This is a genomic window from Kitasatospora sp. NPDC042419 (genome assembly GCF_056437345.1).
Genome location: NZ_JBWKAW010000053.1, coordinates 13,547 through 28,742, shown reverse-complemented (window position 1 = coordinate 28,742; position 15,196 = coordinate 13,547). Strand labels below are relative to the sequence as shown.

10 protein-coding genes and 2 pseudogenes are annotated in these 15,196 nt (G+C 70.7%); 5 read left to right on the top strand and 7 right to left on the bottom strand.

Annotation, left to right across the window (positions count from 1 at the left end):
• The first annotated feature begins 78 nt into the window (after window positions 1-78).
• The gene (locus AC067J_RS42290) at window positions 79-2,370 is read left to right on the top strand and encodes a helicase associated domain-containing protein (RefSeq protein ID WP_478308170.1); all 2,292 of its coding nucleotides are present in this window, start codon (window positions 79-81) and stop codon (window positions 2,368-2,370) included.
• A 322-nt stretch (window positions 2,371-2,692) separates the two neighbouring features.
• Here the strand turns inward: AC067J_RS42290 and AC067J_RS42285 are convergent, their stop codons facing one another.
• Window positions 2,693-2,830 (bottom strand): hypothetical protein, encoded by a 138-nt coding sequence (locus tag AC067J_RS42285; RefSeq protein WP_478308169.1) that lies wholly within the window; start codon window positions 2,828-2,830, stop codon window positions 2,693-2,695.
• Between the two features lie 349 nt (window positions 2,831-3,179).
• Here AC067J_RS42285 and AC067J_RS42280 point away from each other — a divergent pair, with 349 nt between their 5' ends.
• Entirely contained in the window at window positions 3,180-5,558 is a 2,379-nt protein-coding gene (locus AC067J_RS42280) for a helicase associated domain-containing protein (RefSeq protein ID WP_478308168.1), read from the top strand.
• A 69-nt stretch (window positions 5,559-5,627) separates the two neighbouring features.
• Here AC067J_RS42280 and AC067J_RS42275 read toward each other — a convergent pair whose 3' ends face one another.
• The 3 genes from AC067J_RS42275 to AC067J_RS42265 form a co-directional block, all read right to left on the bottom strand.
• Window positions 5,628-6,677, bottom strand: coding sequence for a hypothetical protein (locus AC067J_RS42275; RefSeq protein WP_478308167.1), 1,050 nt, complete (start codon window positions 6,675-6,677; stop codon window positions 5,628-5,630).
• A gap of 88 nt (window positions 6,678-6,765) precedes the next feature.
• On the bottom strand, window positions 6,766-9,000 hold the full coding sequence (locus AC067J_RS42270; protein WP_478308166.1) for an integrase: 2,235 nt from the start codon (window positions 8,998-9,000) through the stop codon (window positions 6,766-6,768).
• Between the two features lie 163 nt (window positions 9,001-9,163).
• A complete protein-coding gene (locus tag AC067J_RS42265) occupies window positions 9,164-9,922 on the bottom strand; it encodes a TnsA-like heteromeric transposase endonuclease subunit (RefSeq protein WP_478308164.1) in 759 nt (252 codons plus the stop codon).
• A gap of 533 nt (window positions 9,923-10,455) precedes the next feature.
• On the opposite strand from AC067J_RS42265, the gene AC067J_RS42260 reads away from it, so the two are divergent.
• Window positions 10,456-10,917, top strand: a complete 462-nt coding sequence (locus AC067J_RS42260) for a hypothetical protein (protein ID WP_478308163.1) — start codon at window positions 10,456-10,458, stop codon at window positions 10,915-10,917.
• A gap of 657 nt (window positions 10,918-11,574) precedes the next feature.
• On the opposite strand, the gene AC067J_RS42255 is transcribed toward AC067J_RS42260, so the two are convergent.
• A complete protein-coding gene (locus tag AC067J_RS42255) occupies window positions 11,575-12,081 on the bottom strand; it encodes a hypothetical protein (RefSeq protein ID WP_478308162.1) in 507 nt (168 codons plus the stop codon).
• Window positions 12,082-12,410: 329 nt separating this feature from the next.
• On the opposite strand from AC067J_RS42255, the gene AC067J_RS42250 reads away from it, so the two are divergent.
• On the top strand, window positions 12,411-12,986 hold the full coding sequence (locus AC067J_RS42250; protein ID WP_478308161.1) for an SLOG family protein: 576 nt from the start codon (window positions 12,411-12,413) through the stop codon (window positions 12,984-12,986).
• A gap of 261 nt (window positions 12,987-13,247) precedes the next feature.
• Here AC067J_RS42250 and AC067J_RS42245 read toward each other — a convergent pair.
• Window positions 13,248-13,586 (bottom strand): annotated as a pseudogene (locus AC067J_RS42245) (IS5 family transposase); the annotation flags it as partial.
• Window positions 13,587-13,820: 234 nt separating this feature from the next.
• Between AC067J_RS42245 and AC067J_RS42240 the strand changes: the two are divergent.
• The gene (locus AC067J_RS42240; protein ID WP_478308159.1) at window positions 13,821-14,735 is read left to right on the top strand and encodes an HNH endonuclease signature motif containing protein; all 915 of its coding nucleotides are present in this window, start codon (window positions 13,821-13,823) and stop codon (window positions 14,733-14,735) included.
• Window positions 14,736-14,915: 180 nt separating this feature from the next.
• On the opposite strand, the pseudogene AC067J_RS42235 reads toward AC067J_RS42240, so the two are convergent.
• A pseudogene (locus AC067J_RS42235) lies at window positions 14,916-15,082 on the bottom strand (site-specific integrase); the annotation flags it as partial.
• Between the last annotated feature and the right edge of the window lie 114 nt (window positions 15,083-15,196).

Below are 15,196 nucleotides of genomic sequence, written 5' to 3'. Positions count from 1 at the left end.
AGGCCCTGTCTTCATGCTCGGCAATCGGCAAGATCACCCGACCGTGCTGTCCAGTCGAACCCACGTCCACCAAGATCGATACGACAACGGCTTCTGATCGCGCAGAAGGCGGCGCAGTGCCTGGCCTGGGACGGCGCGGTGCTGGTCCTGATGCCCACGCGGGCACTGGTGACCCAGACGATCCGCCGCTGGCGGGCGGCCGGGCACTGTGGCGAGGCCCTGGGCGTGTGCTCCCTGACCCAGGCCGACAGCGGACTGAACCCCCGCACCGAGGCGCGGATGACTCGGGACCCGGGGACAATCGCCCGCGCGGTCCGGGAAGCGGAGGGGCCCGTCACGGTGTTCGCCACCTACGGCTCGCTGCACCGTATCCGTGAAGCCCACGAGCTGTACGGCCTGCTGGCTTGGGATCTGGCGATCGTCGATGAGGCCCACCGCACCTGCGCCGCGTTCGGAGAGGGCTGGGGGATCATCCACGACGACGTCCAGATTCCCGCGAAGACCCGTATCTACATGACCGCCACCCCCAGGATCTGGACGCCGGACAACGTCCTACCGCAACGGCCGGGGGAGCCGGCATCGTTCATGGAACGCATGCCCATGGCGACCATGGACCGCCAGGAGATCTTCGGTCCGACCGTGTTCGAGCTCGGCATGCCGGCGGCCATCGAACGCGGCATCCTGGCCGACTACCAGGTCGTCATGCCCATCGTCTACGACACCGACCTGCACCCCCTGCTCGCCGCCCGCCTGCCCGGCACCAGCGCCCACCACGACGGGCTGCGCAACGCCGCCGTCCAGGTGAGCGTGCTCCGCGCGATCACCGAGCACGGGCTGCGCCGCGTCCTGGTCTTCCACAACCGCGTCACCCTCGCGGAGGGCTTCGCCCGCACCCTGCCAGTCACTGCCCGGGAAGTGGGTGAGCCGCTGCGGATCGAGGACCTGTGGGCACGGGTTATCCACGGGAAGCAGCCCGCTGACTACCGTCGCGATCTGCTCGCGGCCTTCGCCGACCCCCTCTGGGCGTGCGCGGTGCTGTCGAACGTGCGGGTCCTCAACGAGGGCGTCGACATGCCCGACGTCGACGCGGTGGTCTTCGCCGACCCCCGCTACAGCATCATCGACGCGATCCAGGCCATCGGCCGCGGCCTGCGCCAGCGCCCAGGAGCGGGGAAGAAAGCCACGATCGTCATCCCCGTCTACCTGCCGAACGGCGCCCTGACGGCCCAGTCGTTCCAGGATCCTGCCTTCGGCAACCTGCTGACACTGCTGCAGGCCCTGCGCGCGCACGACCAGTCGTTCATGGACCGCATCGCCCTTCCGGTGGGCGCGCAGCCCAGCCAGCGTCTGGGAAAGGAGTACCTCCACTACGCCCAGCCCGAGCGGGCACTGCAGCTCGCCCGCGCGCTCGGTCTCAAGATCACCCTTCCGGCGATCGGTAGTTGGAAGAAGGTCATGGAGTCGGCGACCTCCTATCGCGAGCGGTTCGAGCATCTCGATGTGCCCGTCGACCATGTCCATTTCGACGGATTCGCCCTCGGCGAATGCCTGGCCAACATCCGGCTGCGGCACCTGATGGGCCGTCTGCCCGCAGAGCGCAAGGCGGCGCTCGACGCCCTGGGAATGCGGTGGTCAGCGCCTCAGCGCACCTTCGAGTCGATGCTCGAGCACGCAAGCCGGTGGCACGCCGGGCAGGGCCACCTTGCGGTGCCGGTGCAGGAGGACGTCGGCGGCCACCCGCTGGGCAAGTGGCTCGCCAACCAGCGGCGCCGTGCCGACAAGGGGCTGCTGCTGGCCGCCCACCAGCAGGCACTCTCGAAGATCGATCCCCACTGGAACCCGCCGTGGCCGATGGAGTGGCAACGCAGGTACGCCACCGCCAAGTCCGAGGTGGCGAAGTACGGCTTGGACCAGAAGCTCCACTTCGGGCGGTCACCGGACGGGCGCTCGCCCTGGCCGCGACGCGAGTTCCGGGACTGGCTGTCCATACAGCAGGAGAGGTTCTTCGACCTGCAGGAAGGCCAGCAAGACCTCCTGCTCGCGCTGGGTGCGCCGCCGATGCCCGATAGCGTCTACCCCTACATCCACGGCAACGATTGGCGCGCCTCCTTCTACCACCTGCTGCAGTCCGCCGCTGTGTTTCTGGCCCGAGAGGGCCACCTCAACGTCCCCGACCGCCACGTGGAGCCGCGATGGGGCGCCAGCGGGGCCGACCGGACATTCCCCCTCGGCATCCGGCTGCGCGAAGCCCGCGCACGGTCGGACGTCCTCGATTGCGAGCGGCGCCGGGCACTGAAGGCCCTCGAAGACCTCGCGAAGCGGGTCCGCCGTACCAGTCGCCGCGCTCGCGGCGCCGGACGCCGCCGCTGAGGCGGTTCGGAGTCCGGGGCCGGCACATGGTTGAGCGGCCCCTCGAGGTCCCGCCCGCAACCACTGGCAGCCCCTGTCTGCGCCCGGTCCGTCCTTCCCGCCTCCCGCGCGCCCTACACCTTCGGGTCAGGGACGCCGCGGCTGGCCCGAGCCGCCGAAGAGATGGTCGAAGGAGAACGACGAGCTGTCCGCGCCGCCACCGCGACCTCCGGCCGTGCCACCGCCTTCCTCGGCCTTCGACACGAGCCCGGTGATGAGCGTCTCCCAGCAGGTGAGGCAGCCGCATCGGCCACCCTCACGGTGCTCTCCGTGCCCGTGCGGCTCATCGCGGCCCGTGCCGTACCTCGCCGGCCAGCGCCTCGAACGCCGACTTCCACCGCTCCGCCGATGCCCGCTGGGCCGCACCCTCACGCCGGGCCGGGCCGGCATCCGCCTCGGCCTGCCGCCTTGCCTGGATCATGGGCCAGTTGGGACCTCCACCGGTTGCCGTACGACATCTGAGCTCCTCTCGCGTCACCCCACCGCAGCCCCACCCGCATCGGGGACGCGTATCCCGCCCCGTCCGGAGCAGCCCGCGCCCGAGCGCCCGGGTCCGCGGCTGCCCCACGCGGCGGTGGGCCGCCATCCACCGTCCTGAACCCCCTTCTCCACGGCCGCCTGGCGCCCGCCGAACACGGCCCGCTCGCGTACCCCGTACCACGGGCGCGCAACTTGGCCGAATACCTTCTGCCGGGCCCGAGCCGCGCCCCGGATCACCGGTACATTCCCGCGCGATCCGAACGCCCACACCCCCGCAACAGGGATACGGAATGAAGCTGCGTGCGCACCAGATCGAGGCACTCGCCGCCATCGAGGCGGCCGTCGCCGCCGGGGAACGACGGATGACAGTGGCGGCCGCGTGCGGAAGCGGAAAGACCCTGATCGCGCAGCAGGCGGCGCAACTCGTCGCCCGGTACGGCGCGGTCCTGGTCCTGATGCCCACCAAGGCCCTGGTGACCCAGACCGTCCGGCGCTGGCGCGAGGCCGGCCGAACGGGCCTCGCCCTCGGCGTCTGCTCCCTGAGCCAGAACGACAGCGGCCTGTCCACGGACGAGGCGATGATGACCCGTCACCCCCAGGCGATCGCCCGCACCGCGCACGCGGACGAGCCCGTCACGGTGTTCGCCACCTACGGCTCGCTGCACCGTATCCGTGAAGCCCACGAGCTGTACGGCCTGCCGGCCTGGGACCTGGTCATCGTTGACGAGGCCCACCGCACCTGTGCCGCGTTCGGAGAGGGCTGGGGCCTCGTCCACGACGACGCCCAGATTCCCGCGAAGACCCTTATCTACATGACCGCCACCCCCAGGATCTGGGACGCCACCGCCCAGGACGATGCGTCCGAACCCTCGCCCTGCGAGCCGAAGCCGTTCATGGAACGCATGCCCATGGCGACCATGGACCACCGGGAGATTTTCGGCTCGACCGTGTTCGAACTCGGCATGCCAGAAGCCATCGAACGCGGCATCCTGGCCGACTACCAAGTCGTCATGCCCATCGTCTACGACACCGACCTGCACCCCCTGCTCGCCTCCCACGCTCCCGGCACCAGCGCCCACCACGACGGGCTGCGCAACGCCGCCGTCCAGGTGAGCGTGCTCCGCGCGATCACCGAGCACGGGCTGCGCCGCGTCCTCGTCTTCCACAACCGCGTCGCCGTTGCGGAGGCATTCGCCCGAACCCTGCCCACCACCGCCCACGAAGTCGACGCGCCGCTGCGCATCGACGACCTGTGGGCACGGGCCATCCACGGCGAGCAGCCCGCCGACTGGCGCCGCGAGCTGCTGGACGACTTCGCAGACCCCAGCCGGACGTGCGCGGTGCTGTCGAACGTGCGGGTCCTCAACGAGGGCGTCGACATGCCCGACGTCGACGCGGTGGTCTTCGCCGACCCCCGCTACAGCACCATCGACGCGATCCAGGCCATCGGCCGCGGCCTGCGCCAAAAACCGGGAGCGGGGAAGAAAGCCACACTCGTCATCCCCGTCTACCTCAAACACGGCACTGATACTGCCGACCTGCTCAATGACCCCACGTTCGGGAACCTGCTGACCCTCCTGCAGGCACTTCGCGCACACGACCAGTCGTTCATGGACCGCATCGCGCTGCCCCCACGCGCCCACCTCACCCCTCGCATCGACAAGGAGCAGATCCACTACGCCCACCCCGAACGGGCAGCCCAGCTCGCACGCGCCCTCGGCCTGAAAATCACCCTGCCGGCCGTCGGGAACTGGAAGCAGGCCATGGAATCCGCCGCCTCCTACCGCACCCGGTACGGACACCTCGACGTGCCGGTCGACTACGTCCACTTCGGCGGCTTCGCCCTCGGCGAGTGCCTGGCCAACATCCGGCTGCGCCACCTGATGGGCCGTCTGCTGGCCAGCCGCAAACATGCCCTGGACGAACTCGGCATGCGGTGGACGCCGCCGGTGAACACCTTCGACGCCATGCTCGGACACGTCCGCCTCGGGGCGGCCAGATGGGGCCACCTCGCCATGCCTCTCAACGAGGACATCGGGGGCTACCCGATCGGGAAGTGGTTGGCCGCCCAGCGCCGCCGCGCCACGACCGGCAGGCTCCCCGCCGCGCACCAGCAGGCGCTCGCCGCCCTCGACCCCCACTGGAACCCGCCCTGGCCGCTGGAATGGCAACGCAAGTACTTCCACGCCAGGAACACCGTGGCCGCCCGCGGACTCGCCTGGGTCCTCGACTCCCCGCACCCCTACGGTGAAGGAACCCGCGACGAGCGCCGCTGCGGGGACTGGGTCCTCACACAACGGCGCCGGTTCCTCGATCTACACGAGGGCCAACAGCAGTTGCTGCTCGAACTGGGCATCCCGCCCCTCTTCGACAGCGTCTACCCCAACAGCCTCGACCGCCGCCGCGCCGGCTTCCACCGGTTTCTCGAGTGCGCCGGCGTGTTCCTGGCCCGCGAGGGCCACCTCGACGTCCCCGCCCAGCACCGCGAGCCGCACGCTGCGGACCGCGACCCGGACGGGACATTCCCGCTGGGAGAGCGGCTGCACAAGGCTCGGGAGCACCCCGGCGCACTCGACGCCGAGCAGCGCCGCGCGCTGCAGGCACTCGACGCGCTCTGCGCCGTCGCAGCCCGCGCCGCGCGCCCGTACCGCAGCGGGCTCGAGCGCTGAGGCGGCGCGGCGGTCACCTGCCGGCCCGGACCCCCGGGACCGGCAGGCGCTGCGCCGGACCCAGGCAGGTCACAGCTGCTTGACCCGGCCGATCGAGATCTCTTCCAGGAGGGCCTCCGTGATCTGCTCCCGCTTCGACAGGATCGCCTTCTGCGCCCCCTGACAGATCAGGTGGGACAGCGTCCGCATGTAGCCCTGGCTGCGCTTGTGCAGGTAAGGCGCCAGTTCCAGCAGGTCGCCGCGCTGGTGGCGGAACAGCCGCAGGTCCGCGTCGAACAGATTGACGACGCGCAAAAACTTCCTCTTCCCTTCGTCGTCGAAGCCGATCCGGCTGGTGCGCAGCACCGTGTGGTCGTTCCACGGCTCCTCGCCCGGCTCGAGACGGGTGTCGTTGTCCCGGGTGACCGGATCGACGATGTACTGCGCGCTCCGGCCGCAGTAGACGAACGTCGCGCCCGTCTCCTCGGCGATCACATCCAGGTACTGGAACGCCAACTCGGCGTCCACCGCCGTGCGCAGCCGCTCCATGCCGTCGACGAGGACGAGCATCGTCCGCGCGTTGCGCATCGTCTTGATCACAGACTCGGTCGGGTCGCCGCCGTCGCGTTCCTGGCCGAGGTAGCGGGCGAACAGGCCGGCCCAGTTGCGCACGTTGCCGCGCACAGGTGGAGGCACGCTCAGTGGGACCACCGGGTGCCGGTTCTCGTCCGGCCCGTACAGCTCGCGAAGCCGCCGCGCCCAGTGCACGCCGATCGCATGCAGCATCGTGCTCTTCCCGGTCCCGCGCGGGCCGTCCAGGACGATCCCGATCCGCCCATGGATGCGCTGTCGGTTCGACAGGACGTGCTCGGCCACCACGACCAGCGCGGTCGTGATAGCCGGTGTCATCACGGTGCGCATCGTCCCGTGGAACAGCAGCCGCCCGTCGTGGTCGGTGACGTCGGTGCCCTCCGGGGCACAGTCCGCCAGGTCCGGCGGCTCGCTCCGCCGACCGGCCGTGGCCCGCCAGGTGTGACAGTCCTCCGGCCACTCCGGGGCGGGCGGTGCCAGGAACAACTGCTCGGGCGCGCGCCTGTCGAGCAACAGCCGTGCCTCTTCGGGTGTCAGACCCATCCCCATTGCGACCTCTTCTCCTTGGTGCGCCTGCCTGCGGCGGCCGCCGTGTGCGTTGTGTGTGCCTTCTCGGCCGCCCTGCGGCGGCGGCTGGCTATGTGGTGTCCGAATCGTCGGTGGGCGGCTGGCGGAACTCGGCGATGATGCGCCGGTACTGTTCCCGGAAGTCCGCGCCCGTGCCGTCGCCCGCCGCGCCCGCGGCCCGGGGATCCCAGACGGTCAGCGACAAGTCGGGGGGAGCAGCGGCCAGCGCCCAGTCGATGTCCGCTGGCTCGTCGTGCGTGTCCCTCGCAGGGGCCAGCCCGGCATCGCCCAGGGCCAGCGGATCGTCGTGCGCGGCCGCGGGGAGGGCGAGCAGACTCGACCGGTCCACCGGGGCGCCGCCCGCGTAGGGGTCGAACACCGCGGCGGGGCGCGGCGCCGGCATGGGCGTGTACCCGTCGGGCAGGGTCACCGGTCCCTGTCGGTCGGGGCCGCGGCCTGCCCGCTCGAGCAGTTCGGCCAGCACTTCGGCGATCGCCTCCTCATCCTTGACCCGGCCGCCGCGCTCCACGTGCTGGGACGCGGCGATGTCCCACAGGAACTGCGTCCACGGCCCGCCGACCTTGGCGTGGTGCACCCACGTCGCCTCCACCCAGGTGTTGGCGCGGTGGTCGCGCAGCCACACCCTCGACGGGTCGTTCGGGGTGTACCGCAGCTCCCACCCGCCGCGCTTGTGACTGTTCAGCCCGGAGGGCTTCCTGCGGTACGGGTTCAGGCCCTCCTGCGGATGGCGCCCCGGGTGGTCGTAAGTGCGGTTCCTGAACCGGATGCCCTGGTCGCTCACACCCACCCAGGCGGTGGGCAGCAGACGGAGGTAGTCGTCGCGGTTCAGCGGAATCGGCAGGTAGCCCTCGACGGCCACGCAGGCGGTATACATCTGGTTCGGCGTCAGCTCCGGCAGGTAGGCGTCGTGCGGGTCGGCGAGCTCCGGGTGCGGCCTGTTCTGCCACTCCAGCGCGATCCACTGCTGGAGCATGTCGTCGAGCTCCGCCAGCGTCCACAACCGCTCGCCGGCGATGGACCGCCGCACCCGCACCGGGTCGTTGCCGGTGTAGGTGTTGAGGTGCTGGCTGAACATCGACTTGATCGACTCGAACGTGCGCTCCACGATCGCCTTGTCCTCTGGTGTGCGCCGCCTCGCCGGGCGCACGGAGATGCCCAGGTAGGCGCAGGCGTCGAAGAACGTCCGCCCGGCGAACACGGTGCCGTGGTCGATCACGATCAGATCCGGGATGATCACCGGCCGGGCCGCGGCCCGCGCGAACCGCGGATCGACGGCAACGAGCTCATCGAACGGCAGATCGGACCCACTGGCGTGCACGGCCGTATCGAACCCGGGCCGCATCGGAACTGGAACCAGGGACTGCGCCAGCAGCTCGCAGGCGTCCACCGCCTTCGTCGCCCGCCCCCTGGCCCGCTGCCCCGACACCAGGCCGCCCTGCCCAGCTGCCCGGCCCTTGCGCCGACGAGCCTGCTTGGGCCGCACGACCGCGGCGATGATGCTGCGGGTCGCCACACACACCGCGGCAGTGAGCTCCACCCGCGCGGGCATGCCGTCGTCACCCAGCACCCACACATCCAGATCGGTCGAATCGATCTGCACCAGCTCACCCGGCATCGTCGCCGACGTCACCGAAAACGGCGGAACCGCCCCGCCCGTCCGCCGCCCGTGGGCCGCCCCCAGATCCCGCGCCTCCACACCGAGGCGCTTCAGCAGCCTGTACAGGGTCGGCTCGGCGGGGACCTTCACCCCTTGCCCGTGCGCGGCGCGCACCGCCCGCCCGAGCTGCTTGAACAGCCGGCGTGCGTCACACGGCGCGTCTGTGCGCCGCTGCTGCCGGTCCACCAGGAGCAGCAACTGGTCCACCACCCGCTGATCGGTCAGCCCCAGCTCCTTCTTGGCCTTGGTACTGCGCCCATCCACCAGCGCCACCACGGTCCGCGCCTTGCGGTACTTCAGCCGCTTGGCCTGCACCGTCTGCCAGGACACCGACCATCCCAGCACCGCGTTCAGCTCGGCCGACTTCGCCTGGTACCGCTCGATCAGGGTCGTCGCCGACGGGTCGAACTCGGGCCTCGGAGCCCTCCCGGGAGGTGCGCCCGGAGGCAGCCCGGTGTCCACTTCGACCACCGCTCTCTCCCACACAAGCGCGTCCTGGGCCGCCTTCACGGGGACGCCCTCGAGCAACGCGAAGTTCGGAAGTTCCGCCCGCGCGACCGGATGCCCGGCACGGTCGAGAACCGCGAAGTCCGACGCCGCGGCCAGCACCGGCAGCAGCACCGCCACCGGAGCCCTGTCACCGTCCGGGCACGCCAGTCGCACCGTCGCCCCGTCCAGACCGGCGACCGTGTACCGGCACCGCGCCAGCGCACCCCGTCCCCGCGGACCAGCACCCCGCGCGGCGCGCTCCGCACCACCAGCGCCGTCTGCGGCGGCACAACGTCGACCGTCACCGCTCCTCCACCGTCATCGGGCGGCGCACTGCGTCCGGCTCGCCCGCACCCATCGGCCCCACCACAGTCCCCGCGCCCAGCGGCCGGCTCCAGTCAACTCCCAGCCTGCGGTGCCACAGCATGTGATAGAGCCGCGGCAGAGCCAACGCCTGCGGCACCCCGCACCCCTGGACCCCCTCCATCAGCGGGCGCGGCTCTGCGAACGCCTCGGCCAACGCCGCCTCCACCCCCACGTCGCCGAACCGCGGATGCCGCCGCCGCGACACCCACCGCAGGTTGGCCAGCGCCACCACCGACGGCAGCCTGGGCGCCGCGAGCTGCCACCCAGCCTCTTCACACGCAGCCCGCAGCACGTCCAACTGCCGCTCGAACCGCTCGCCTGGCCCCGCCTTCGGAGGGCACGCCACCACCAACGTTGCCCCGCCCGAGGTCCGCACGAAGAAGTCCGGCACCAGCCGCCGCTCCCGCCCACGCTCACGCCAGATGAGCTGCGCGGACCACCCGCTGAGATCGACCACACCCGGATGGAAGTCCAGCAGCATCGCCGTCGACAGCCGGTCCAACGACCGGCAACCCACGTGCCGACCGCTCGTCGCCGACCACCACCAGGTGACGATGCTGCGCTGCGCAGGATGCCGCGACGGCTGCCACACCTCGCCGCGCTGGGCCAGCGGAACCCCGGCAAGCTGCCCGGCCGGCAGCGTCCTGCGTACCCCGTGGTGATCCTGATGCAGAATCCGTAACTCCCGTGCCATGAAATCCCCTTGGTTCACCGCCGTGTGCCAGGCCGCCAGCAGGCGGACCGAACGACCTCATAGCACGCCAGCCGTCGCTAGCGCCCCGCGCGCCCTGGCGCATGACGACTTTCAGGACAGCATCGCCACCGTCCGCACCGTCAGTGAACGGCTCCGGCAACGAATGCCAAGGGCTGCTCCTTCTCGGATGCTCCTGGGACGGCTGCGGGTGAGCCCGCGTCCGCGACACGGGCCGGAAGCCCACGGCTGTGCCCACCACATCCCGTCCCCGTGGCAGAAGGAGCAACACTCCAGTCAGGGGCGTTCCTGCCCGAAGGACGAACGGACGCACCCGAGTTCGAACCGGGAGACGGGAGCGGGCGGGGCGTATGCTGTGCACGGCAGTTCGCGCCTGCCCGCTCCGAGCCATGGTGGCCCACGTCCACCGTGGCGGCGAAGACAAGGTTCTCCGAATCGCGCAACAGCGTTTCGCCAGGTCATCCACGTGTCTGCGGCGGGACGGACGTGGGGCGTCCTGCTTGATGGAGCACACGATGACCAAAGACCGCCGCCACAAGAAGGACGTCCGCGGCAACCAGGCAGTCACCGGAGCAGGGTTTATGGTGACCCGCCGGTACACCATCCTCTTGGACCAGATCATGCAGGAGCACCCGCAGCTCGGTGACTTCGGCATCGGTGTCTTCAATCCCATGCGCAAGACCGCCGAACAGCGGCGGGCTGAGCTCGCCGCCCACCGCCAGGAACTCGCCGGAAGCGTGGCCGCCGTAATGGAGACGGTCATGTGGCTGCGCGAGAACATCACGCCGATCAAGACGCCCACTGAGAGCAGCTACAGCGTGAAGCACATCATGGAACGGGCGACCGGGCTGTACGTGACCAATGGCGTGTTCATCGCCGCCGCTCTCATCGCCGACTACACCTTCAAGTACAACCAGCCGAACGTGCTGTTCGGCATGAGCGCCCGGTCCCTGAACCGCTTCAGGCGGATGGGCTGAGCGGTGCGGGTGCCCGGTCGCCGACCGGGCACCCGCCGCACTGGCCAGCCCCACCGCCCTGGTTCACAGGTTCGAGCTCGAGCCGATCACCGACGAGAACTACACCTGGATCTGACCCGCACCACAGCAGCCGTGCTCCGGCCGAACCGGAACCCCGTGGAGTCGTTCGAGGAAAGGCGACTCCACGGGAACACGCGCAGGGCCCTGACCTGTGTCGCACCGGCGCGAGGCGACGCGCGCCGGCCGGCCCCCGGCCCTGCGCACAGGAACGGCCTCCGGCTCGAGGGCCGTGGACCCGGACCGACGCCGAGCTGCTGGCGCCGGGAGTTCCGGGTTGGCTGCGGTGCCGACGGGCTTCGAACCCGCGGACGGATCGGGACAGCCCCGCCCGTCTCCGTCGGTCGGCGTGAGCGGGACCTCGCCCACGCCGATCGCAAGGGGCCGCTCTGCCACGGCACGCAGCCTGCGGGAACACGCGCCGTCCCGCTCCGGCCCACGGCAAGCACACTCGTCGGCGCAGCGAGGCCCTGTCCGCCAGCGGCAACCCCTGCGACAGCACCCCGGACGTCGAGCCGGAACCGTGGATCGCCGACAAAGCAGACCCCCGCGCGACCGGGGCGGGGGCCGGTCCGCGGAGAAGGAGAAGTCGCCGGGACGTCACCGCGCAGGCGTGCACAGCAGAAGACCCCAGCGATCGAGCAGCCCCACCGCGCCGATCCCGGCCAGGGCCACCTCGAACGCCTCCGGACACTCCAGCCCGCACACCCGCGCGCCACCGTCCGGATCGAGGAGGAACGGCACCCCGGACTCCTCCTGCCACGCGGCCACCGTCAGAGCGGCCAGCCGCGCGCGGGCACCGGAACCCGCCAGCCGCCGATCGGCCAGAGCACGCAGCGCCCACTGGCCCGCCCGCAGCCGCCCGGGCCGGCCGACGAGTTCGGGAAGGAACACGACAGGCCCCCCGTTCTGCGCCCGGGAGAGGTAGCGCAACCAGCCCGCCGCCTGGAGCTCGGCGAGAGCGGCGGGGCCCGGGATCCGCAGAACCTTGAGCAGACCAGGCGGCAGCGGCGACAGGCCCGACGGCCGCACCCGCAGCGTGCAGACCACGGCGAGCAGCCGGGCCTCGGGCCCCACCGACGCCTCCAGCGACGCAGCGGTGTACATGAGCGCGGCGCGGGCCGCGAGCCGCTGCTGGCGCGGCGACGTGGCCTCACCGCCGCCCCGGCGCCCGCGCGCGGCCCGGTGCCCGGGGGCCGGGGCAGCGGGGGGAGCGGACCGGGACCTCGGCAGCTCCCCGGATTGCACGGGTGCACCCCTCGCAGACATCGGCGAGGTACCACATGTGCCCGTTCCGGCGCCGGAAGAGCGACAGGACGACAAGCCCGGTGCAGGCGCCGGTCCGCCGGTGCCAGGGGCAGCCGACCGCGCGGCAGAGGCAACTGCGCAGATGGGCCGGGCCGACCACCTTCCTCCGCAGTGGGAACTACTCGACCTTGTCGCCCACCACCGGCACATCCACCCCGCGCTGCCCGACGCACACCACGGCCGAGGCGCCGATGTATGACTCCCGCGTCCTCGTGTGCGGAAGCCGCCGCTGGCCCTGGCCCGACACCATCCACACCGTCCTCGACCGCCTCGCCACCCGCCACGACACCCACCTCGTCATCATCGAAGGAGCCGCCACCGGCGCCGACCGGGCGGCCCACCGATGGTGCACACAGCAGGCCCTGCCCGCCTGGCGCCACCGCTGCTACCCCACGGCATGGGACGCCGACCGCGCCCGCCGCCCCCGCACCTGGCACACCACCACCGCCGAACGCCACCTCCACATGCTCCTCGACGAAGAACCCGGCCTCGTCGTCGCCTTCCACGAAGACTTCGACCCCATCGGCGAAACAGGCGACACCTGCCTGAAAGCCCTCCTTCTCAACACCCCCGTCTGGCTCGTCCCCACACCCTCCGCCGACTACGGCCAATGGCTCACTGAAACCGACTTCCCATCCGGCCGCACCGCCCGCTGCGCGGCCCAGCTCCAGGCCGCCCGCGCCCGGCAGGAACTCCCCGGCTGACCCGCGCCCCGCCGAGCGGTGCCCGCTCGAACCTGCGCTTCGCCGACAAGCCCTTGTCGGCGACTACGTGGTCGGGCCGGGTGCGCGGGCGCCCCGGCCCGACCATCGGGACCCGGATGTCCTCCAGGACGGCTTCGAGGCGGGTGCAGTCGTTGGTGTTGCCGCCCGTGAGGACGAAGGAAGCCGAGCGGGCGGCCGCGTCCGTCGTAGGACAGGTGGAGCTTGGTACTCAGTCCTCCGCGGGATCGGCCGAGGGCGTGATCACCCGCTTCGTCCCGGTCGGCGGCCCCTTTTGTCGCCGGTGGCGTGCTGGTGGGCCCGCACGACCGTGGAGTCGACCGACACCAGCCAGTCGATGTCCCCGGCCGCGTCCTTCTCCGCCTGGATCGCACGCAGCATCCGCGAGAACGTCCCGTCCAGAGCCCACCTGCGGAAACGCGTGTACAGGGTCTGCCAGGACCCGTAGCGCTCCGGCACGTCCCGCCAGGACGTGCCGGTCCGCAGCTTCCACACGATCCCGTTCAGCACCACCCGGTCGTCCGACCGCGGCCGATCCGTCGACCCCGAAGCCGGCAGGAACCGCGACAGCACAGCCCACTCGGCATCCGAAAGCTAGGTCGGTAGAGCCGAAGCGGCTCTCCGGCAGATGCGAGTGGAGGGCGACGGCTAGGGCTTCCGGCTCGTCTGATGGTTCGAGAGGCACCTGCTGATTCTTGATGAACCCACTGGCAATGAGGGGAACTAACATTCCTTTGCCATAAGGCATTTGATAGCATTGGCGTATTGCGAGTGATGGCTCGACTGCTGTCTGAGTCGACGCATACGATCGTGGTCATGAGCACTTTTAGCCCGACCCCTCGACTGTGCAAACTCCTCTACGGCCGGGCTCTGCGCTGTGCCTACAAGATGACCTGCGCCGAGCCGCTCATCGAGGAGCACCAGGGTCAGCTCAGCCCGAACTCGCAGATCGCTCACATCAGGGCAGAGAGCCCGGGCGGCCCGCGCTACGTTGCTGGCTTCGGGCCGGTCAACGAGGAGGAGAACCTCCTGCTGCTCTGCTACAAGCACCACAAGTGGGTGGATGATCACCCCGAGGTCTACACGATCGAGGAGTTGCTGGTCTGGAAGAAGGCCCAGGTGAACCAGCGGGGGGAGGATGCTGCGTTGGTGCTGACCGATGACCAGGTGCAGCAGATCGTGATCGCGCTGACCACTCCGGTGGCCAAGGTCGAGCTGCTCGGGCTCCTCATCGACGACCGGAGCGGTATGACTCAGATGCCGGTCGAGGCGCTGTTGCGCGCCAATTTCCTGAACGGGCAGGAGCTCGGGCGTTACCTGGGCATTCGGGTTACCAACGCCGGGGCCGTGATCTTCGACGCCGACGCCGTGGGAATCGACCTGGAGTTCGGGTTTGACGTGCCTGCGGTCTACCAATTCCCGGCTGGAGAGCCTCTGGTCGGCTCGTCCGGCAGGCTCGCCCCGCAATCGAACGCCGTGTGGCCGGCGGACATCCTCACAGTGGGTGCGGGCATCCAGAAGGTCATGACCACTACGTTGCACGTGCCGACGCAGGTTCGCCCGTACGCCCTGCTTGGGGACGGCTCCCGTCCGGTCGGACCGTGGCTTTCGGCCGTGCACTTGCCGGTGTGGAAGGAAGGCATGACGCAGGAGGGGCTGGACGACCTGGCCCGACGGGCAGAGGAACGGCGTCGCCGCGGCCCTGGGGATCAACTCGGTGCACCGGAGTAAGCAGTCGGGGGAGAGCAGCAGGGACCCGGTCACAGAGTGACCGGGGCCCTGTCGTTCGTTGTCTATGCTCGTCCGTGTTACTCGGCGCGGGGGGCTCCGTCGGCTTCCGAGGCGGTGCCAGCGACGGAAGGCGGCGGGGCGTCAGGGCGCCGTCGTCCTCCACCACCCCCCCGACAGCGGGCGGCGGCCGTGGGGAACCAGCTCCACGACCTTCTCGGCCGCATCCTTCGCCAGGCCGTCGAGGACGGTCTGGTAGGTGTCGCGGGTGATCCGGGGATCCGAGTGGCCGAGCGTCTCGGAGACGACCTCGATGTCGACCCCGCGGCGAGCATGAGCGTGGCCGCGACTCCGAGCTCCCCAGGAGCGCGTTGTGAGCAGCAGCATCCGCCCGTGGGCCCGACCACCACGGCGACGCCGACCTGACCGAAGGCTCAGCACCCTCGTGTGCGGCCGACTCTTCG

Excerpts from the sequence above, each read along its gene's own strand:
- AC067J_RS42240 (WP_478308159.1), top strand. The coding sequence starts at position 13,821 with ATGAGCACTTTTAGCCCGACCCCTCGACTGTGCAAACTCCTCTACGGC.
- AC067J_RS42255 (WP_478308162.1), bottom strand. The coding sequence starts at position 12,081 with ATGTACACCGCTGCGTCGCTGGAGGCGTCGGTGGGGCCCGAGGCCCGG.
- AC067J_RS42260 (WP_478308163.1), top strand. The coding sequence starts at position 10,456 with ATGACCAAAGACCGCCGCCACAAGAAGGACGTCCGCGGCAACCAGGCA.
- AC067J_RS42280 (WP_478308168.1), top strand. The coding sequence starts at position 3,180 with ATGAAGCTGCGTGCGCACCAGATCGAGGCACTCGCCGCCATCGAGGCG.
- AC067J_RS42265 (WP_478308164.1), bottom strand. The coding sequence starts at position 9,922 with ATGGCACGGGAGTTACGGATTCTGCATCAGGATCACCACGGGGTACGC.
- AC067J_RS42275 (WP_478308167.1), bottom strand. The coding sequence starts at position 6,677 with ATGGGGATGGGTCTGACACCCGAAGAGGCACGGCTGTTGCTCGACAGG.
- AC067J_RS42285 (WP_478308169.1), bottom strand. The coding sequence starts at position 2,830 with ATGATCCAGGCAAGGCGGCAGGCCGAGGCGGATGCCGGCCCGGCCCGG.